The 21073-nt window shown below is 47.7% G+C and carries 19 protein-coding genes; 2 read left to right on the top strand and 17 right to left on the bottom strand.

Going from position 1 to position 21073, the window contains the following annotated elements:
* Positions 1-6: 6 nt before the first annotated feature.
* The 12 genes from KFF03_RS16555 to KFF03_RS16500 form a co-directional block, all read right to left on the bottom strand.
* Positions 7-990 carry an HlyD family secretion protein gene (locus tag KFF03_RS16555; protein ID WP_255858032.1) on the bottom strand — a complete coding sequence of 328 codons (984 nt, stop codon included), beginning with the start codon at positions 988-990 and terminating at the stop codon, positions 7-9.
* A 216-nt stretch (positions 991-1206) separates the two neighbouring features.
* The gene (locus tag KFF03_RS16550) at positions 1207-2583 is read right to left on the bottom strand and encodes a lyase family protein (RefSeq protein WP_255858031.1); all 1377 of its coding nucleotides are present in this window, start codon (positions 2581-2583) and stop codon (positions 1207-1209) included.
* A gap of 41 nt (positions 2584-2624) precedes the next feature.
* Positions 2625-2987: a hypothetical protein gene (locus KFF03_RS16545; protein WP_255858030.1), complete on the bottom strand. Its 363-nt coding sequence runs from the start codon at positions 2985-2987 to the stop codon at positions 2625-2627.
* 135 nt (positions 2988-3122) lie between these two features.
* The gene (locus KFF03_RS16540; protein WP_255858029.1) at positions 3123-3554 is read right to left on the bottom strand and encodes a hypothetical protein; all 432 of its coding nucleotides are present in this window, start codon (positions 3552-3554) and stop codon (positions 3123-3125) included.
* Between the two features lie 7 nt (positions 3555-3561).
* Positions 3562-4809 carry a hypothetical protein gene (locus KFF03_RS16535; protein ID WP_255858028.1) on the bottom strand — a complete coding sequence of 416 codons (1248 nt, stop codon included), beginning with the start codon at positions 4807-4809 and terminating at the stop codon, positions 3562-3564.
* A gap of 873 nt (positions 4810-5682) precedes the next feature.
* Entirely contained in the window at positions 5683-6399 is a 717-nt protein-coding gene (locus tag KFF03_RS16530) for an enoyl-CoA hydratase/isomerase family protein (RefSeq protein ID WP_255858027.1), read from the bottom strand.
* A 22-nt stretch (positions 6400-6421) separates the two neighbouring features.
* Complete coding sequence (locus KFF03_RS16525; RefSeq protein WP_255858026.1) at positions 6422-7306, bottom strand: NAD(P)-dependent oxidoreductase; 885 nt, start codon at positions 7304-7306, stop codon at positions 6422-6424.
* Positions 7307-7462: 156 nt separating this feature from the next.
* Positions 7463-9433, bottom strand: coding sequence for a biotin carboxylase N-terminal domain-containing protein (locus KFF03_RS16520; protein ID WP_255858025.1), 1971 nt, complete (start codon positions 9431-9433; stop codon positions 7463-7465).
* Positions 9426-10247, bottom strand: a complete 822-nt coding sequence (locus tag KFF03_RS16515) for an enoyl-CoA hydratase/isomerase family protein (protein ID WP_255858024.1) — start codon at positions 10245-10247, stop codon at positions 9426-9428. The genes KFF03_RS16520 and KFF03_RS16515 overlap by 8 nt, the downstream gene beginning before the upstream one ends.
* 147 nt (positions 10248-10394) lie before the next feature.
* Positions 10395-11552 (bottom strand): acyl-CoA dehydrogenase family protein, encoded by a 1158-nt coding sequence (locus KFF03_RS16510; protein ID WP_255858023.1) that lies wholly within the window; start codon positions 11550-11552, stop codon positions 10395-10397.
* Positions 11553-11859: 307 nt separating this feature from the next.
* Positions 11860-13488, bottom strand: coding sequence for an acyl-CoA carboxylase subunit beta (locus KFF03_RS16505; protein ID WP_255858022.1), 1629 nt, complete (start codon positions 13486-13488; stop codon positions 11860-11862).
* Between the two features lie 7 nt (positions 13489-13495).
* Positions 13496-15361, bottom strand: coding sequence for an acyclic terpene utilization AtuA family protein (locus KFF03_RS16500; protein WP_255858021.1), 1866 nt, complete (start codon positions 15359-15361; stop codon positions 13496-13498).
* A 173-nt stretch (positions 15362-15534) separates the two neighbouring features.
* Here KFF03_RS16500 and KFF03_RS16495 point away from each other — a divergent pair, with 173 nt between their 5' ends.
* Positions 15535-16134, top strand: coding sequence for a TetR/AcrR family transcriptional regulator (locus tag KFF03_RS16495; RefSeq protein WP_255858020.1), 600 nt, complete (start codon positions 15535-15537; stop codon positions 16132-16134).
* Positions 16135-16180: 46 nt separating this feature from the next.
* Positions 16181-16618: a cytochrome c gene (locus tag KFF03_RS16490; protein WP_255858019.1), complete on the top strand. Its 438-nt coding sequence runs from the start codon at positions 16181-16183 to the stop codon at positions 16616-16618.
* A gap of 34 nt (positions 16619-16652) precedes the next feature.
* Here KFF03_RS16490 and KFF03_RS16485 read toward each other — a convergent pair whose 3' ends face one another.
* The 5 genes from KFF03_RS16485 to spoT form a co-directional block, all read right to left on the bottom strand.
* Positions 16653-17231 carry a cytochrome b/b6 domain-containing protein gene (locus KFF03_RS16485; protein ID WP_255858018.1) on the bottom strand — a complete coding sequence of 193 codons (579 nt, stop codon included), beginning with the start codon at positions 17229-17231 and terminating at the stop codon, positions 16653-16655.
* A complete protein-coding gene (locus tag KFF03_RS16480) occupies positions 17228-17722 on the bottom strand; it encodes an NYN domain-containing protein (RefSeq protein WP_255858017.1) in 495 nt (164 codons plus the stop codon). The genes KFF03_RS16485 and KFF03_RS16480 overlap by 4 nt, the downstream gene beginning before the upstream one ends.
* Positions 17723-17866: 144 nt before the next feature.
* Positions 17867-18376: an RNA methyltransferase gene (locus KFF03_RS16475; protein WP_255858016.1), complete on the bottom strand. Its 510-nt coding sequence runs from the start codon at positions 18374-18376 to the stop codon at positions 17867-17869.
* Positions 18377-18556: 180 nt separating this feature from the next.
* Positions 18557-18940 (bottom strand): RidA family protein, encoded by a 384-nt coding sequence (locus tag KFF03_RS16470; RefSeq protein ID WP_255858015.1) that lies wholly within the window; start codon positions 18938-18940, stop codon positions 18557-18559.
* A 2-nt stretch (positions 18941-18942) separates the two neighbouring features.
* Positions 18943-21063, bottom strand: coding sequence for a bifunctional GTP diphosphokinase/guanosine-3',5'-bis pyrophosphate 3'-pyrophosphohydrolase (gene spoT / locus KFF03_RS16465; protein WP_255858014.1), 2121 nt, complete (start codon positions 21061-21063; stop codon positions 18943-18945).
* Between the last annotated feature and the right edge of the window lie 10 nt (positions 21064-21073).

The raw sequence follows: 21073 nt of genomic DNA, 5'->3' as shown, positions 1-21073 counted from the left end.
GGTCCTTTATTCGCTGGCCGGTAATCTCACTTGTAAGTTGTCAGGCCAGTTGGCCTGATGATCGGTGCGCACCCAGCCAATACCGCGGACGCCTGTTTTTACCACGTCCTGATACTGTTGCAGCAATGCCTCATCGATGCTGATTTTGATGCGGAAAATCAGATCGGCACGCGCCTCACGGGTTTCAACTTGTTTGGGAGTAAATTGGGCATCGGCAGCAATAAAGGTAATGTGTGCCGGAATCACGTAATCCTGTGCGACATCGAGAATAATGCGTGCCTCATCCTGCATACGCAGCTGGCCAATGGTGTGTGCGGGCAAAAACAGCTCCATATACACATCACGGGTATCGAGCAGGGTAATCACGTGGCCGCCAGCAGGAATCACCTCACCGGCGTGCACCAGTTTGTATTGCACCCGGCCATCCCTCGGCGCACGAATCATGGTGTCATCCAGCAGCGTTTCTAATTGCGCCAGGCTGGCACGGGCGGCATCAATACTGGCACGGGTTCTTTTCTCCGTGGCCATCGCCAGGCGTAACGTTGCTGCAGCGGAGTCGTGTTGAGTCTGGGCTTGTTCCAGCGTTTCTTCCGGGGCGACCTTTTGTTCATACATGGAGCGGGCGCGTTTCAGATCGGCTTTGGCCTGCTTCAGCACGATTTTACGTTGTGCGATCGCGGCTGCGGCTTCCTCCGCCGATAACTCGGCCTGAGTGATCATCGCCGCGGCTTCGGCACGTTTCGCCAGAAGTTGCTGATTATCGAGCAAAACCAGTACCTCACCGGCTTTCACCATATCGCCTTCTTTCACTAATACTTCGGCAATTCTGCCGGCTTGTTTTGAAGCGATGGTGACGTGTTCTGCTTCGATACGTCCGTTACTGAAGCTGAACCCTTGCGGGACATTGTCTGTCTTCAGCCATAACGCCCAGGCGATGGCAGCGCATAACAGCAGGGCAGCCAGAGCCCCGAAAGAGAGTAATTTTTTCATGCCGGTTCCTTGAACAATCGTGTCAGCGAGCATCCGATTATGGGTTCAGATCACGCTCATGGTGGAGATGCAGATCAATATTTCGTGGCCTGTTTGTTTCAATATCGGGACGCACTGTTTTAATGTTTATAAGATCGGATGCAGAAGAGACAGAGGGCACCACTCATCGAGTGAGTGGCGCCGGTTTGCTATGAACTCGTCATAGGCTTGTGGTGATCAGATACCGCCCTGCGTTAGTTTGGCCGGGTCCAGCAAACGTTCTAACTCTTCACGAGACAGGTCAGTATTCTCCAGCGCCACATCAATCACCGGCCGACCCTCCTTGTACGCCTGCTTGGCAATTTCAGCCGCTTTTAAGTAACCAATAATTGGGTTAAGTGCGGTGACCAGAATCGGATTGCGTGACAGCGCCTGCTTCAGGCTGTCTTCGTTTACTTTAAAGCTGGTGATGGCTTTGTCTGCCAGCAGACGGGAAACGTTAGCAATCAGCTCAATGCTTTCCAGCAGATTGCGGGCAATCAATGGCAGCATCACGTTTAATTCAAAGTTACCCGACTGGCCAGCCACTGTGATGGTGGTGTCGTTACCCATCACCTGAGCCGCAACCATCGCAGTGGCTTCCGGGATCACCGGGTTGACTTTGCCCGGCATGATGGAAGAACCCGGCTGCAGTGCTTCCAGTTCGATTTCGCTCAGGCCAGCCAGTGGGCCAGAGTTCATCCAGCGCAGGTCATTGGCAATTTTCATCAGCGAAACCGCTGTCATCTTCAGCTGACCCGATACAGAGACCGCGATGTCCTGAGTGCCGATATGGGTGAATAGGTTGGCGGCTTTAGTGAATTTCACGCCGGTCAGCTCGGTCAGTTCCTGATTAAATTTCTCAGCGAAATCTTCGTGTGCGTTAATGCCCGTCCCAACCGCCGTACCGCCTTGCGCCAGGCTTTGCAGCATCGGCAGCGTGTTTTTGATGGCTTCGATATTCTGATCGATCTGAGTTGCCCAGCTCAGCAGGCTCTGTTCCATACGTACCGGCATGGCGTCCATCAGGTGAGTACGGCCGGTTTTAATCTGATCTTTCAGCGTCGCGGCTTTGGCTTTAATGGCGTCCGCCAGGTAAGTCAGCGCCGGGATCAGCTTCTCATTAATTTCCAGCGCTGCACTGATGTGAATACTGGACGGAATAATATCGTTACTGCTCTGACCATAGTTCACGTGATCATTCGGAGAAACCAGTTCGGCCGCTGTGCGGGTGGCCAGAGTTGCCAGCACTTCGTTCGCGTTCATGTTCGAGCTGGTGCCGGAACCGGTCTGGAACACATCAACCGGGAAGTGTTTCATGTAACCTTCTTCGCCCAGTACTTCATCCACCGCTTTGCAGATGGCAGCACCGGTATCGGCGTTCAGTAGCTCCAGCTTGGTATTGGCTTGCGCCGCGGCTTTTTTAGCCAGCAGCAGGGCACGGATAAACGGCTGAGGCATGCTCTGGCCACTTACCGGGAAGTTGTTGATCGCGCGTTGGGTTTGGGCTGCGTACAGTGCATTTTCGGCGACTTCCAGTTCACCCATGCTATCGCGTTCAATACGTGTGGTCATTGTGATTCCTTAACTTGGTTCGGGGTTGTTAGTTCAGTGGCTTAATGAGCCTGGGGAAAATCAGGGCAAAAATAATGAGAGATGGTGCTGACCTCCTGGAGCAGACGATGCAGCTCCCGGGTTTGCCAGTCGTTTTTTGCCAGCCGCTGCAGGCAGCCAAGTGGCCGCACCAGGTTATCCAGGCACAATGCCCGCCAGTGGGCCGGATTCAGATCATCGGCAAAGGTATCCAGCAATAACTCAACCGATGAGCGATAGCGCTGCCACTGTTGCTCCAGGCTGGAGCTTGCACACTCGCTTTCTTCCAGATTGAACCAGGTCATCAACAGGGTTGGGTTGTCTGGCTCCTGAGCGTGGCGGATCTTCTGGCGCAGCTGTTTCGCAAAAGGGCTGGGGTTGTGCATGATGGATGCTCTTAGATACTCATTTGCAAATGATAATTGATATCATTCTGTTCTTTGAATGAGTTGTCGTCAAGTGTCTGGGGTGGGGGAAAGCTTCAATGGGTCAGAAGAGTAGGGAGCGACTTCAGTCGTTTACTAGATGCTGACCAGCTCGATAGATAATTTATGATTGGCTGATAGCATTTGAATAAACTTTGAGTCTAAGCGTGCCGATAATGACTTGATGCCGTCTTGCTCACTGATAAATACTAATTTGGTAATTTTGTTTTGAGTTTCTTGATACTCGTTATATGTGAGAACTTTAATCAGGTCTTTATAAAACTCATGGTGAGTATTCTTACCTGAAACCTTTAACTCGTAAGCGATATTTTCACCATAATCAACGATATCAATACGTTCATTGTTTTCTGGTGAAACTCTAACTTCTGGCTCTATCTTATTCTTACATACAGCTTGCTGCCATTGCGACGTTATAAGTTGGGCTGACTTTGTATGTGAAGAGACATCACCGTCTTGCAGACGGTGCTTTTTATGGATTGTGCGTAAAGACTCTATGATCATTTGCATTTAACGCTTAGCACCCAGATGAAATTTTTGTGCATCCATGGCCTAAAAGTTTGTCATTCAACCAAGTAAATGTACTTTCGTATGTATGCTCGTTAGATGACATAACCAAACAAGTGTTACTTGTGTATACAATCAAACCACCAGGTAGCTTTTGATCTTTTATTGTTTTAAAGGCTTTTAGTTTATCAAATTTACAATCCATTTCCCTTACATTTGAACCGCCAGCAAAAGGAGAAATATCTTGATCATTCGCATTAACTTTGAGGAGCAATAAGATGCTTTTTGTATTGACACATAAGCCTTCTACACAATTAACTAAATTAGACAATCCGTGTTTTACTTTGTAGTTAAGAGCGTCATCTCGATCCATGCAGTTGCTATTTGTTTCATCTTGTGCCCATTCTATGTCATTTAGTGCAATTGCCAAAAAATTCTTGGAGGTTTCTTTGTCAAAGTTTCTATTCAAATCCCCTTCAAGTTTTTTACACGCAGCGTATTTTTCTTGATTGTTTTTTGCATTCGTAAGTTCATCAAATATGTCTAGTGACGTTTGCCCAACAGATTGGTTCTGGAATGTTCTTGAGAAGTCAACTGCAACATTATTTGAAGAGGTGATTTTGAAACTTACATTTGCATTAACATCCCCATCTGAAGAAGGCTTACTCAAAATATTGCCGGTGTCATCAAAAAACAAGTTTACCTTTCCTCCATTTTTCTCTTCTTCTACACGAATTGTGTAACTGACATATACTGAGTCAGATGAAAAAACTAGGCTGCTGAGTGCTTCTAGAGCTGAATTAGCTACTTCTGATACTCCTTGTGATGTTGAGCTGCTTATATATGCAGAAGATAACGACTTTATGCTTGATACAAAAGACGAAGCTTTGCTTTTATCAATACTAAAGAACTCAGCTTTTATTAATAATTCTTCTGATGGGTTTACTAATGCTGATTTAGAAATTGAAAAATCACCAATTTTATCTCTATCAACTCTGTTATTTGTAAGCTTGAAATTTTCCAATACCTTAGGTGGAACAAGGATGATGTCTTTGTTTAGTACGGCATTCCTTTTAATAAGGGTTGTTATGAAAATTACCTGCCTATCCTGATCCCTGAATAGCTTCATAAACCAATGGTCCTTTTTAGGAAGCTTTAGTTCACCGTTTTCATATTCAATATTGTAATACTTAGATTCTTCTGCAAAACAAACGCTGCCCAAAAAGGCAAGAATCAATACTAAAATAAGTTGCTTCACTTCGAACTCTCCTTTTGACTATAACATCCGCAACTGCAGACGGCTTGGATCGCAGCGGAAAGGCGTTCCGATAAACTGCGCTTATTAAGTATTTAATTCCCGAATATTGGCATATACCAATGTTAGGAAATTGTCGATTTCTTTCTCGTTTACCAATACACAATATTCAGTAAATAGTGGCTGTTTTGAGTTGATAAAAATTGTTTCAGCATCGCACTGTGCATCTGAGCGAAATGTGACAGAACCGATAACTTGGTCACTCTTGAATTCAGCCATGGAGAATGTACTACCTTGTTTGTATTGGTGTTTCAGAAGCTCTGGAGATTTTGTTAGAACAATATCACCAAGATTCTTTGTTTGATGCCACTCGACAAAGTAAGAGACCAATCTTTCATCGTTTCTTATCGAAGCTGAATATGGCCGACAGCATTGCTCGCTCAACTTTAACTACGCAGGGCTCACATAAATACTCTCGACATAGCTTGCACTCTAAATCACTCATACAGGTACTGCAGCTTTCTTCATAAATAGCACTCGACATAGATTTACCGATGACTCTTAACAGTTTATTCGTGTGCGCGCCTGATATCTTAGCGAGGAATTTTCGAACTTTTGGCTGTAACTAACTGATTTCACTTTGAAACCTTCCTTAGCAAGATCATTCCCTTCCAGAAAATAATTCGCACACATCATTTCGAGCACGTTTATTAATACTGAAGTTATCACCAACTGATAAGGCAGACAAGCCAGAAATACCAAGATTGTTCATCATGTAAGGAGGATTGAAAGAGAGGAGTCTGATATATCAGGCAAGATACTGAATTACCTTTTGTCATTCAGTATCTGCTACTCGATATAATTATGAAAAAGAAATTACAGCAAAATATTCATTTCATTAATCATCGGCGGATTCTTTTCCTCCAAGGCATCCAGCACTGGCTGGTGGAAGCGACGTTTATGCTCAGCAAAAATCGCCCGGCTTTTATTAAAGCTGGCACCATATTCAATCGCAGCCTGTAACACGCCATCGTTGCCTTCAGCGATCCCCTGCAGGAAGTGATCATCGAGCAGTTCCTGTGCCCCCACTTTACGACCACTTAACAGCATCTCATTATAGCGGTAGGCAGGCAGTGACTTCAGCACAATATCGATCAGCGCCGGAATAAACGGAATACTCATATCCACTTCCGGGAAGCAGAAATAACCTTTGTCCGAGCGCATAAAACGGAAGTCCGCTGCACACGCCAGCACAGAGCCGTTACCAAACGTATGGCCGTTCATCGCCGCAATCACCGGCATAGGAAACTGCAGCATAAGTTTGTAGCAGTTATCCATGGTGTGTAGAAAGGTTTTCACCTCGTCGTGCTTGCCACTCTGAATCGACATCATCATCCAGGGCACATCAATACCCTGGCTCCAGCTTTTTTCATCGGAAGAAGCCAGCACTAAGGCTTTGTAGCTTTTTTCGGCTTCTACCTCTTTTAACAAGGACTCAAGCTGTTGTGCAAAAGCCAGGTTGTGACTGTTGGCACCATTGGTAAAGGTAATAACGGCAACGTTACCGTCGTTGCTTAAGTTCATCAGGCTCATAAAAACTCCTTTTTAAGACGTGTTATTCGTCTTCTAAACCAGCCAGTGGAGGCACAGTGCCACGCACGTAAGCTTCCGGTTCCTGAACAAATAAATCCGGCATTAAATCGGTTTTATCGCTTTCTGGATTAGCACGGAATTGTTCAAAATCGGTAACACCTTCATTGCGCAGGAATTCTTCATCAATCAGCAGCTGACCTGTGACTTCGCGATCCGCTTTTTGCAGCAGAGCATAAGCGGCATCGGCCATAATTTTTGGACCACGAGCACGGTCGAAAGATTGTTTGCCACCAAACGAGGTTGCATCAGTATGAATAACGGTGCGTGGCCACAGCGCATTCACGGCGATACCATAACGCTTAAATTCGTCCGACATACCCAGAGTCAGCATCGACATGCCATATTTGGTTAAGGTGTATGGCGAGTGGTTACGCAACCAGCGACGATCCAGATCCAGCGGTGGACACAGGCTTAAAATATGGCCGTGTTCGGATTTCTTCAGGTGTGGTAATGCTTTCTGACTTAACAGGAACACCGCACGGAAGTTTACCTGCATCATCAGATCGAGCTTTTTCAGTGGTGTCATTTCAACACCAGCTAAAGCAATGGCGCCGGCGTTATTAATGATCACATCGATGCCACCAAAACGTTCAACGGTTTTGGCAATCAGGTTATCGACATCTTCTTCGGAACGAACATCCACTTTAACCGCTAACGCCTGACCACCGGCTTCTTCCACTTCTTTAGCAACACTGTGGATGGTGCCTTTTAATTTGGGATGTGGCTCGTCAGACTTAGCGGCAATGACGATATTAGCGCCGTCACGGGCGCAGGTCAGTGCAATTTCACGACCAATACCACGGCTGGCGCCAGTAATAATAATGGTTTTGTTATTTAAATTAGCCATTTCTTTTCATACCCGTATATATGCGTAAATTCTGTGAGAATGAAAACCGGGTTACTTTTGAAAGCAGCGACAGGACGTCGCGTCCGCCCGGCAGGGCCATGGATGGCCCTTCGGGGCGGCGGCAAAAAGTAATCCGGTTTTTATTTAAATATTTGATTAAGCGTCAGCTTCTTCTAACTGAATTAACAGCTGACGACCTTTAACCTGATCACCTTCATTAATCAGTACTTCTTTCACTGTGCCACTAACGCCCGCTTTTAATGGATGCTCCATCTTCATCGCTTCCAATACCGCCAGGGTTTGTCCCTGCTCAACTTGCTGACCAGCTTCGACCAGTACCGCAATCATGGCGCCGTCCATTGATGCACGAACCTGATCCGAACCACCGGCCTGGGCGCTGGCAGAAATCAAGGTGACATCTCGCAGGAATAAGTTACCGCGAGTGGTATCGATCCAACATTCGTTTTCAGCAGACTGAACAAAACTGATCGTCTTCTGAATGCCGTCTAACTCATAACGCAGCTTGTTACTATCGCGGGAAATGGTACGTAGCGAAAAGCTTTCTTCTGTCGCAGCTAACTTCACATTAATTAAACCGCGATCTGCTCGGTCTTGCTGAATCTCAACTTCCACCACATCGTCGTTATGAGCAATTTTGCCGAAGCGAATGCCCAGCGCATTGTTATGGAAACCGTCTGGTGCATTCAGAATTAACGCAGCCAGCGCAATATCTTCTGGCTGTGCTTTTAACGGCTGCATGCAATCCGACGTTTCCATATGCTCGGCAATAAACGCTGTAGTGGCTTCGCCCGCAATAAACTTAGGGTGTTTCAAACAGTCGGCCAGGAAAGCACGGTTATCCTGAATACCCAATAAACTGGAATCTTCTACGAGGCGCACCAAACGACGGCGAGATTGTTCACGGTTATCACCAAAGCTGATTAATTTCGCCAGCATTGGATCGTAATGCGGCGTTACGGTTTGGCCTTGTTTGATTCCACTGTCTATGCGTAAACCATCTTCAGTATCTGCCGGATTCCACAGTAATAACTCACCGGTTTGTGGCACGAAATTATTGGCCGGATCTTCGGCGTATAAACGCACTTCCATCGCATGGCCATTTAACTGGATATCGTCCTGGGTTAAACCCAATGGTTCACCAGCGGCAACCTGCAATTGCAGTGCAACTAAATCCAGGCCGGTAATTAATTCCGTTACCGGGTGTTCTACCTGAAGGCGGGTATTCATTTCCAGGAAGTAGAAGTTCTTCTCGCTGTCGACCAGAAACTCTACGGTGCCCGCACCACGGTAATTACAGCTTTTGGCTGCGGCAACGGCGGCTTCACCCATGGTTTTACGCAGGCTTTCATCAACAAACGGAGACGGTGCTTCTTCGACCACTTTCTGGTGACGACGTTGTACCGAACAATCACGCTCACCCAGATAAATGGTATTGCCGAAGGTATCGGCAAATACCTGAATCTCGATGTGACGCGGTTGCATCACGGCTTTTTCGATAATTAATTCGCCGCTGCCAAAAGCATTTTGTGCTTCCGAACGGGCGGAGCGAATATGTTCGTCCAGCGTGTCAGCATCCGTCACTAAACGCATACCACGGCCACCACCACCGGCGCTGGCTTTTAACATAACAGGCATGCCAATTTCTAACGCCGCTTTTTTCAGTACGTCATCAGATTGATCAGCACCTTCGTAGCCAGGGATGCAAGGTACACCAGCTTCAATCATGGCGATTTTAGATTGGCGCTTGCTGCCCATTAATTCGATAGCAGCAGCGGTTGGGCCAATAAATACAATACCGGCTTTTTCTGCTGCCTGAGAAAACTCAGAGTTTTCTGATAAAAAACCGTAACCCGGGTGAATCGCATCGGCACCGGTTTTGGCCGCTGCAGCTAAAATTTTATCAGCGCATAAATAACTTTCACCAACGGCTGCCGGGCCAATACAAACGGCTTCGTCAGCTGCCTGTACATGTGGCGCTTCCCGGTCTGCTTCGGAGAATACCGCAACGGTGCGGTAGCCTTGTGCTTTAGCGGTGCGGATAACACGCGCGGCAATTTCGCCACGGTTGGCTACTAATACCTTATTAAACCCAACTTTATTAAACATCTTCAGAAGCCCAATTTGGTTTACGTTTTTCCATAAAGGCTTTGGCGCCTTCACGCCCTTCGCTAACCACGGCTGCGGCAAAATCATCAGCAGCCTGATCTAATAATTCGGTGACGGTTTTCCCGTTGTTGGTATCAACACTGTTATTCACCGCATGGAGCAAGGCTTTGGTATTGGCGGTTGCTTGTGGCGCACACTTCAGTGCCGATTGAATACCTTGTTGAATCAGCTCCTGCTGTTGTTCAGCTGAGTCTGCCAGTTGGTGAATTAAACCCAGGCTTAATGCTTCGTTTGCAGCAATTTTCTGGCCCAGCAGAGCCAAGCGACGTGCTTGAGTCATACCAATACGTTTCACCACAAACGGAGCAATCTGTGCCGGAATAATACCGAGAGAGGTTTCCGGTAATGCAAAGCGAGCGCTATTATCAGCAACGGCATAGTCGCTAACACACGCCAGACCAAAACCACCACCCATCACAGCGCCTTTTAATGAACAAATAACGACAGCCGGTAACTGATCAGCCGTTTCAATCATGTGGCCAAAAGCGCGGTTAAAGTCGCGTAGCTTTTGTGAATCACCACCGGCGTTTTGCATATCTTTAATATCGCCGCCTGCGCAGAAATGATCGCCAGCACCTTCAATTAATAACACGCGGTGGCCGCTTTCTTTTACCGCTTCCATTACGGCAACTAACTCCGTGACCATTTCCAGGCTCATGGCGTTTGCCAGTTTCGGCCGATTCAGGCGTACCGTCAGCAGTGGTTGCTGGTCGATAATTTCCAGCGTTTGATATCCAGCTTCAAAAGCACTCATTGATGATTCCTGATATTGGTATTTTCCATTTCATGGGTTGTTGTAGCAGCCCTCGGGCGCATGGATGCGCCGGACGAGCCTACAGGGATGTATTTACGGCGTGCTGCCTAAACAACCCTGAAGTGGAAAAGTGCATTTATAGGTTATTTACTTCGCGCGCTTCGGCAAAATATCCATATATTTACAAATAATGCCGAGCATAATTTCATCAGCACCACCACCAATAGAACCCAGACGGTTATCACGATAGAAGCGAGCCACCACGTTATCCCACATAAAGCCCATACCGCCCCAGTATTGCAGACAAGCATCGGATACTTCGCGCGATAAACGACCGGATTTTAATTTCGCCATCGAAGCCAGACGAGTCATATCCTCTTTATTCAGATAACCTTCACACGCCTGATACACCATGCAGCGAAGTGCTTCAATTTCGGTTTGCAGCTCGGCTAAACGGAAGTGAACCGACTGATTATTAATTAATGGCTGGCCGAACGTATGACGCTCTTTCGCGTATTCAATGGTGCTGTCGACACAAACTTCCATAGATTTAAGCGACATCGCTGCAACGTATAAACGTTCTTCCTGGAACTGCATCATCTGCATCATAAAACCTGCGCCTTCAGAGCCAATCAGGTTCTTTTGTGGCACACGTACATTATCGAAAAAGATTTGTGCAGTATCGGAAGAACGCATGCCCAGCTTGTCCAGTTTCTCGGAAAAGCTAATACCTTCCAGATCCAGAGGTACAACAATCAGAGATTTATTTTTATGAGGTTTATCTTCAGAGGTGTTGGCTAACAGGCAAACGAAATCGGCCTGGGTGGAGTTAGTAATCCACATTTTAGTGCCGTTAATAATGTAGTCGTCACCGTCTTTTACCGCGGTGGTTTTGATTGCCGCTACATCAGAACCAGCACCCGGCTCACTTACACCAATACAAGCAACCATATCACCGGCTACCGCTGGTGCCAGGAAGGTCTCTTTTACGTAGTCAGAACCAAAGCGTGCCAGTGCCGGAGTGGCCATGCAGGTTTGTACACCAATCGCCATGGGTACACCGCCACATAAGATACCGCCAAATTCTTCCGCTGCCGCCATTTCGTAAGAGAAATCTAAGCCCATGCCTCCAGCCGATTCTGGCTTGCTGATACCCAGCAGGCCCAGGTCACCCATTTTTTTGAACAGTTCTTTCGCCGGGAAAATACCTTCTTTTTCCCACTGTTCTACATGAGGATTAATTTCGTTTTCCACAAAGTTGCGGACGGTACGTTTCAGCTCTTTATGTTCTTGTGTCAGGATCATGGTTTGCTCCGTTTTAGCTGGGTACTTCTTTTATTATTTACAATTTTTAAATCTGACTCGGTGTTTATATATCTGAGTTATGGTACTGCTGTGATCGACCTTCTACGGCATGGACGCCGTAGCAGAGCGTCCATGGATGGATTCACAGCGTGTCGAGCATAGTAGTTCCATAAATCAGATTTAAACTACATCCAATACGGGTAAATAACGTCACGACTCGTCGTTAATCCTTCCCTGGAGACTCGACTATCGCATCCCTGCGATAGACGGTCGTGAGCATCATTCACCCGTATCGGATACTAAATTTTTAAAAACGCGCCACACCAAAGCTATTGGTCTGGATGCTGTTGCTAAGAGCGCGCTGCTTCTCTTTGTCACAAATATCTAACAGGTGAATCATCAGTCGACGAGTATCACGAGGATCAATTAAACCGTCGTCCCACAGACGAGCAGTACCAAACAAGGAAGTCGAACCAGCATCCAGTTTGGCCGCGGTCATTTGCTCTAACTGATCCAGTTGTTCCTGATTCGGTTTCATGCCCATTTTTAATTGTTTTTCTTCGGTCACGATACGCAGAACTTTACCGGCTTGTGCGCCACCCATTACCGCAGTCTTGCTGTTTGGCCAGGCGAAAATAAAACGAGGATCTAAACCCCGGCCACACATGGCATAGTTACCGGCACCGTAAGAGCCACCCACAACGATGGAAATTTTTGGCACAGTGGCATTGGCAACCGCCTGCAACATTTTGGAACCATGCTTAATAATACCGTTACGCTCAGATTCGGTACCGACCATAAAACCAGTGGTGTTATGCAAAAACAATAAAGCAATATTGCTCTGGTTACACAGCTGAATAAATTGTGCTGCTTTGTTCGCACCTTTTGCGGTGATTGGGCCGTTGTTACCAATAATGCCGCAGGCTTTGCCACCAATATGGGTGAAACCACACGCGGTCTGATTATCAAACTCGGGTTTAAAGTCCTGGAATTTCGAACCGTCTGCAATACGGGCAACAATTTCACGTACGTCGTACGGTGTTTTTGAATCTGATGGCACCACACCAATGAGCTCTTCTGGTGAGTACAGTGGCTCTTCAAATTGTGCTTCGTTTTGCGCCGGTAGTTGTTCGTTCCATGGAATTGATTGCATCACTTCGCGAGCAATACGAATACCATCGGCATCATCTTCCGCCAGATAGTCTGCAGTACCCGCATCCAAAGCGTGTAATTCCGCACCACCTAATTCTTCGTCGGTAGCAATCTCACCAGTGGCGGCTTTAAGCAGGGGAGGGCCAGCCAGGAACATTTTGGCTTTACCACGAACCGCAATCACGTAGTCGGATAAACCCGGTTGATAAGCGCCGCCTGCCGTAGCATTGCCATGAACAACCGTCACCTGAGGAATGCCAGCGGCACTTAAACGCGCCTGATTAGCAAATGCCTGAGCGCCCGGAACAAACACGTCTGTAGCGTAGTTCAGGTTAGCACCACCACTTTCTGCCAGCGTCACTACGGGTAATTTATTGGCGCGGGCAATTTCCTGAATACGCAGGGTTTTATCCAGACCGGCCGGAGAAATAGTACCGCCTTTAATCGCGCTGTTATTTACCTGAATCACACAACGAATACCGGCGATATGACCCAAGCCAGCAATAATGCCGCCGCCAGCAGCACTACCATCTTTATCATCGTGCATACGGAAGCCAGCAAGTGAACACAGTTCGATAAATTCTGAACCCGGATCTAACAATAAATTCAGACGTTCGCGGGGTAATAACTTGCCACGTTTACGGAATTTCTCTTTGGCTTCCTGAGCTTTTTCCAGCACTTTCTGCTCGATGCTGCGAAACTCTTCCAGTGCTGCTAACATGGCATCACGATTGGCCTGAAATTCAGCGCTGTTGCTATCAATATCTGAAGATAAATAAATCATAAAAATTTCACTTATTGATTAATTCGTTGTAAGCCGAGCTCGCTTTTTCTACGATGTCTGCTGTCACTTTCACCGGCATATCCAGCAACTGTTGTGCAGCCGCTTTACCTTGTGGATCAATACGTAAGCTTGCGATACCACCGCCACCTAACGCATTTTCCAGCAGCAGGTTATACGCATTTAAACCCGGTAGCTCGAACAGGTTTACAGCACTGTTCTGGTCATCTAATAAATGGCTTAAATATTCCGCAACAGCTTCTGGGCGTAATGCTTGTTGAATATAAGGGAGGTATTCAGCCTCACGTGCCATAACACCAATATTACAGTGATTACCTTTATCACCACTGCGGGCGACTGCCAGATAAATCAGTGGAATTTCATCGGCTAATGCAGCAATGTCTGCATTATTTTCTGGCTGAATTTTAGTAGTGAGAGGTCGAGTCGTCGCACTTTCCAGTTGGCTATCGGTATTAATAGCAACAGCCTGACTTTGTTCTGACTTCATCAGCTTGATGCTGACCGGCACCTGATCCTTTGGCCAAAGGAAGGAGAATAAACGGATGCTTGGGCTTGGCTTAGGACGACCGCCAACCAAACCAGTAATGCCCGGTGCCATACCTGTCGCCGCCTGTGCAATTTCGCGGGCGAAAACACCTAAAGCACGTTTATCATTGTGTTGTACCGAAATTTTTACGATCACTTCACGACTATTGGAGCCTGCAGAGTGAGCGCCATAAGTGCTTTCGCTGCCAAGAATTTCAATGTTTGTATCTTTCAATCCGTCAAACTTCTGCATCTTCAGCAAAAAATTAACGCGTTGAATAATCGCATCGGCAACCGCCTGACCTTTTTGTGCCGCTTCACGCCCGCCAATCATAAAAGTAGCGGTGCAGCGGAAGCCATCCATGTAAGTGGCTGATACTTTATATTGGTCGCTTGGAGTACGGCCCTTAGCGTTGCTGACTTTCACCTGATTGTTGCCAACCTGTTCCAGTGTTACCTGGCTGAAATCGCAATTAACGTCTGGTAATAAGTAACCGGCTGGGTCACCAATTTCATACAACAGTTGTTCGCCGACGGTATTCACCGTGACAATACCGCCGGTATTTTCTGGTTTCGAAACAATAAAGCTGCCGTCTTCGGAACATTCCACAATCGGGAAGCCCATATTGGCAAAACCGCCAGCTTGGGCGCTTTGTTTATCGGCCGAAATTAATTGCCAATCGGTGAAATTACCGCCGGTACATTGGGCGCCACACTCAATGATATGACCCGCCAGTGAACCCTGAGCCAATTTATCGTAATCAGTGTTTTGCCAGTTAAACTCGTGCATTAAGGGGCCGAGTGTGACGGCAGAATCGACACAACGACCGGTAATCACGATATCGGCGCCAGCGGCCAGCGCTTGGGCGATGGAAGGCGCACCTAAATAAGCGTTAACGCTCAAGCACTTGGCAGGCAGCTCAGCACCGGAAAACATCTCGGTGACTCCTGCCTCTGCGAACTGCGCCTGATTCATGGTCAGGTTATCGCCTTCAACGGCAGCGACGGTCAGGTTTAAACCCGCTTCATCGATGACCGCTTGTAGCGCCTGGGCGCAACCGGAAACGTTGATACCGCCCGCATTACTGACAACCTTCATGCCTTGATCGGCAATGGCTGGCAACAGCGGCTTCAACACCTGTACGAAGTCCGGGGCAAAACCGGCTTCCGGGTTCTTCAGGCGAGCACCGGCCATGATCGACATGGTGACCTCAGCCAGATAGTCGAACACCAGGTAATCCAGCTTGCCCTGATTCACCAGCTGGTGAGCGGCGGCGCCGGTATCGCCCCAGAAGGCTGATGCACAGCCAATTCGAATGCTTTTACTCATATCAACGCTCATGTCTGTTTTCAATCCCGGGGGGTCACGATTGGGATTTGTTTTAATAACTGGTGAAACAGATTACCAAGCAAGCGCTTGGTTTGTAAAACACTTTTGACGAGGTACACTATGGACTGTCGTAAAAAGACCCCTACAATTCATCCTTTTATGTGGAACCCCTCATGACCGTTGTGCAGAAACTTATCGAAGCAGGTCAGATTACCGACCCTAAAACGGCAAAGGGTCGGTTGCTGGTTGCTGCGGCACGTCTTTTCAAAAACAAAGGTTATGAACGTACAACGGTGCGCGATCTGGCGTCGGAAATTGGTATTCAGTCCGGCAGCCTTTTTCACCATTACAAGTCGAAAGAAGCCATTTTGCAGGCAGTGATGGAAGAAACCATCGCGCTCAATATGGCGCTGATGCGGGATGCCATCGCAGATGTGAATAACCCGCGCGATAAAGTGTTAGCGTTAATTCGTTGCGAGCTTCGGTCCATTCTGGGTGATACCGGGGAGGCGATGAGTGTGCTGGTGTATGAATGGCGTTCGTTAAAACCGGACAGTCAGAAGCATATTCTGGCGTTGCGTGATGCTTATGAACAGCTGTGGTTAGATACGCTGGAGGAAGCGCGTGAAGCAGATATGGTTCAGATTGAACCTTTTATTTTGCGTCGATTTTTAACCGGTGCATTAAGCTGGACGACCAATTGGTATAAGCCGGATGGTGAAATGACGCTTGAGCAGCTGGCGGAAGACGCATTACAGTTAGCCATTAAATAATACCTAAAAAGCTTGTTGATAAGCCTCGATGACAGAGAGAACAGCGATGAAAAAAATGATGATTGCCAGTCTGTTGGCTGCGGTGACATTCACTTCCGTTGCGGAAATTAAACCGTTTCAGGCAACCGAATATCGCCGTGGTGTTTTTAAAGCGGTGAAATGGCAATTTGGCCCGATCGCCGACATGATGAAGGGCAAAAAAGAGTTTGATGGTGCGGAGTTCAGTCAGCGTGCTGAGAATTTAGCGGCACTCAGCCGTATGCCTCTGGAAGGTTTTGTAGCGGGCAGTTATAGCCGTGGTACGCGTGCTTTACCGACGATTGAAGAAGACTGGGAAACCTTCACTGGTTTAATGGGCGACTTCCAGAAAAACACCCAGGCGTTGGCTGAAGTAGCGAAGACCGGTGATAAAGGACAAATAAAACCGGCCTTTATAGATGTGGCCAAGACCTGTAAAGCCTGCCATAAAAAATTCAAAGACTGATACGATGAAAGCACCGGAATCATACCGGTGCTTTTTATTTTCTACCGTGAAACATTGCCTGGATCAGCTTCTCTTTCTTAACCAGTTGATGAAACAAGACACCACTGATATGTAATCCAATCGCACCGAGCAGAATATTAAACAGGCTTTTGTGCCATTGTGTGATCTCAAGGCTCAGGTCATAACTGATCCATGCGACCAGCGGGCCTTCGGTAAAAATATCATCGTTGGAAAATAATCCACTGATGCCTTGCAGCAGGCATAAGCCAAGCAGTAACAGAACCATCCAGCCACCGAGTGGATTATGGCCTTTAAATGTTGGAGCGGAGCCGTTAGTTAGCTGCTGTGTGTACGAGGCCGTACGGCTGGGGGAGGCAACAAAGTTTTTAAATCGTGCGTGAAAGCTACCGATAAAACCCCAGGTGATTCTTGCTGTGATTAATACAATGATCAGATATCCACAGCGCAAGTGCCATTCCATCCAATCACCACCTTGCTCGGCACTCCACCAGGCAAAGCCAATACTGCCAATCAACAGGACATGAAACAGGCGAATAAAAAGATCCCAAACCTTTTCGGATTCATGTTTATTCTCGACATTATGGATGTTCATAATAACAGTTCTGCCTGAACCGGAACGTAATGATCGGCTGCTGAAATTAATGAGTCTGCGGTGAGTTGTTCAACCCCATAAACTTCCACGTGGGTATTAAATTTGTGCTGCATACGTTGCACCAGAATACCAAAGTCTCCATCCCCTGAAGCCAGTACAACCGTATCAGCTTCTGGTGCATATTCCATTGCATCGAGAGTGATACCGACATCCCAGTCGCCTTTAGATGTGCCATCGGCACGCTGAATATAGGGTTTGAGTTTTACCTGAAAACCAATGGCGCGCAAAATATTCTGAAACTGCTTTTGTTTTTCATCACCCCGGTCGACAGCATAAGCGATGGCTTTTACCACTTCGCGTGGCGTGCCATCTGCGTTGTGTGTTGCCATTTTCCAGAACTGGTTGTAATCGAAATTACGGCCAAAACCCTGGCGACAGGTGTAATAGATATTTTGTACATCAACCAGAAGAACAACTTTTTCGGCGGGCATAATTTTTCTCTGAATATTCCGAATGCTATCGGAATTCTTTCAGCCGCCGCGCCGAAGGGCCATCCCTGGCCCTGCCGCGCTACCGCAACATCCTGTTGCTGCTATTGAAAGAACACACGATATCATTCCATCATCTAGTGGTGTTTAACGCTTAACTTTCGCTCGGTTATTTACATCGCGGCTGGAGCGAATTAATTCATCACCGGCAAAGCTTAAATCCGATTTCGCCACCCGATCGTACAGCACAACGTTAACCGTCGCTGCCAGATTTAAACAACCAACGGTTGGTAAATAAACCACTTCATCGGCCTGATCGATAATGGCCTGGCTGATGTTTCCATCTTCCGGGCCAAAAATATAATGAGCATTTTCCGGATGGTTAAACTCTGGTAAACAGGTCGCCCCTTCCACCAGTTCAACACAAATAATTTTTGCATTCGGGTCGGCGCAGTCAATTAACGATTCAACCCCCTCAAGCAGAATTTTATTGCTCATATTTCGGGTGTCGGTGCTGAACTTAGCGGCAATATCGTAGCGTTTGCCGGTGTAATACACCTCGTCAGCACCAAAACAGCCTGCGGCACGCATTACTGAGCCAACGTTTGAAGGGCTTTTGGGGTTGGTTAAACCGATGGTGATTTTGGGTTTGCTCATAATTATTTGGGTATTTAAATAATAAAAAACCCCAGCAGTTAAAAACCCTGGGGTTCAGATTGGCAAGCAGCGGTCATGTGTTTTTCAAAAGCAGCAACATGGATGTTGCGACTGCGGGGCAGGGCCATGGATGGCCCTTCGGCGCAGCGGCTGAAAAATACATGGGTGATGCAAAGCCAGTTAACCCAGCTCTAAAATACCATCCATCTCAACGCCAGCATCTTTAGGCAGCTGCGCGACACCAATGGCGGCGCGAGCCGGATAAGGCTGTTCGAAGTATTGCGCCATTACCTGGTTAACGGTCGCGAAGTTGCTCAGGTCGGTCAGGAAGATATTCAGCTTGGCGATATCCTGCAGTGTACCGCCCGCTGCTTCACAAACAGCCGTCAGGTTTTTAAATACCTGGTGGATCTGCGCTTCGATATCACCATCAACCATTTCCATGGTGGCAGGAACCAAAGGAATCTGGCCTGACAGGTAAACCGTATTATTCACTTTGACGGCCTGAGAGTAAGTGCCAATGGCAGCCGGTGCATTTTCGGTGGCGATGATTTCGCGAGCCATGATTAATCCTTATTTTTTCTACGAACAATTTTATTTACACCGCGAATATTTCGCAGGCGACGAATTGCACGGGCCAGATGACGGCGACCCTGAACACTGATTTTTATATGAACCACACTCAGGCGTGCATCGCGTTCTTCAACATCAATTTTTTCGACATTGGCATCGGCCTGGTTTATCGCGGAGGCCAGTTCGACAACAATGCCACGACGATTTTCCAGGAAGACTTTCAGGTCAACGGTGAACTCACTGTCGATGTCTTTATCCCATGACAGGATGACGCATTTTTCCTGATTGTCGCGGAAGTCCTGAACGTTTTTACAGGTTTCGGTATGCACCACCAGACCACGTCCGGAACTGGCGTGACCCACAATCGCGTCACCGGGAATCGGGCTGCAACATTTGGCAAAGCTGACCACCAGGCCTTCGGTACCTTTAATAGCCAGTGGTGATTGCTCAAACGCATCCAGATCAATATCAGTATCTTTATTGGCAACCAATAAGCGTCGGGCAAGAATTGGTGCCATGCGGTTGCCGGAGCCAATGTCTTCGAGAATGTCGTCGAAGGTTTCCAGGCTGGTTTCTTTAAGCACCAGATCAATATGAGTCTGGTCGATATCGTCCAGCGTTTTACCCAGATCATTCAGTGCTTTGTTCAGCAATCGTTCGCCAAACGAAACCGATTCGCTGCGGCGCTGATTTTTCAGGTAGCTGCGGATATTGGAGCGGGCTTTGCCGGTAACCACAAAGTTGAGCCAAGCCGGATTCGGGCTGGTATTCGGGCCGGTAACAATCTGTACGGTCTGGCCATTCTGCAGTTGTGCACTGAGTGGTGCCAGCTGACGATTAATACGGCAGGCAATACAACGGTTACCGACATCGGTATGCACCGCGTAAGCAAAGTCAACGGCGGTTGCACCGGCCGGTAATTCGAGGATTTTCCCTTTTGGCGTGAAGACGTAAATCTCTTCCGGGAATAAATCCACTTTAACGTGTTCAACAAACTCAATTGGGCTGCCAGCACTTTTTTGCAGCTCCAGCAGATTCTGAACCCACTGACGAGCGCGTTGAGTGCCGCTGGTTTGATCACTTTCGGATTTATACAGCCAGTGGGCGGCAATACCATGGTTAGCCATGGCTTCCATTTCTTCGGTGCGGATCTGAATTTCGATCGGTACACCAGCCATGCCGATCAGTGTGGTGTGCAGTGACTGATAACCGTTGGTTTTGGGAATAGCAATGTAGTCTTTGAAGCGCCCTGGAATCGGTTTATACAGCGAGTGCATGGTGCCGAGAATGCGGTAACAGTCGTCGATGGAGCTGGTGATAATCCGGAAGCCATACACGTCCATGATGTCCGCCAGCGACTTCCGCTTTTCCTTCATCTTGTTATAGATGCTGGACAGGTGTTTCTCGCGACCAACCACCCGCGCCTGAATGTTGGCTTCGTTTAAGCGATTACGGATTGAAGCAGAAATATTATCGACCACTTCCGAACGATGGCCGCGTGCCGCCTTAACGGCTTTGGCAATCATGCCGGAACGCATCGGATAGATGGCTTCAAAGCACAGCTCTTCCATTTCGATGCGAATATCATTCAAGCCCAGACGATTGGCGATCGGGACATAAATGTCGAGGCTTTCGCGGGCAACACGACGGCGTTTTTCCGGGCGTAATGAGCCCAACGTACGCAAATTGTGTAAGCGGTCAGCCAGCTTCACCAGAATGACGCGGATGTCTTTCGCCATGGCCATGGCCATTTTCTGGAAGTTTTCAGCCTGCTGTTCTTCTTTGCTCTCGAAATGAATGTGCGTCAGCTTTGAGACGCCATCCACCAATTCGGTCACCACGCTGCCAAACTGTTGTTGCAGCGCATCTTTGGGAATGCCGGTGTCTTCAATTACGTCATGCAGCATTGCCGCCATCAGGCTTTGATGATCGAGGTGCATATCGGCAAGGACGTTGGCGACAGCCAGGGGATGAATGATGTAGGGCTCGCCACTGCGGCGGCGTTGGCCTTCGTGGGCTTGTTCGGCGTAATAATAAGCGCGACTCACCTGTTTGATCTGGCTGTTGCTCAGGTATTTGGCGAGTCGCTCTTCTAAGGCATCAAGAGTGGGCACGGGGGCACGT

The organism is Bacterioplanoides sp. SCSIO 12839, assembly GCF_024397975.1.
Lineage (GTDB): Bacteria > Pseudomonadota > Gammaproteobacteria > Pseudomonadales > Oceanobacteraceae > Bacterioplanoides.
Note: the sequence above shows the minus strand (reverse complement) of the source record. Positions and strands in the feature narration are given on the sequence as shown.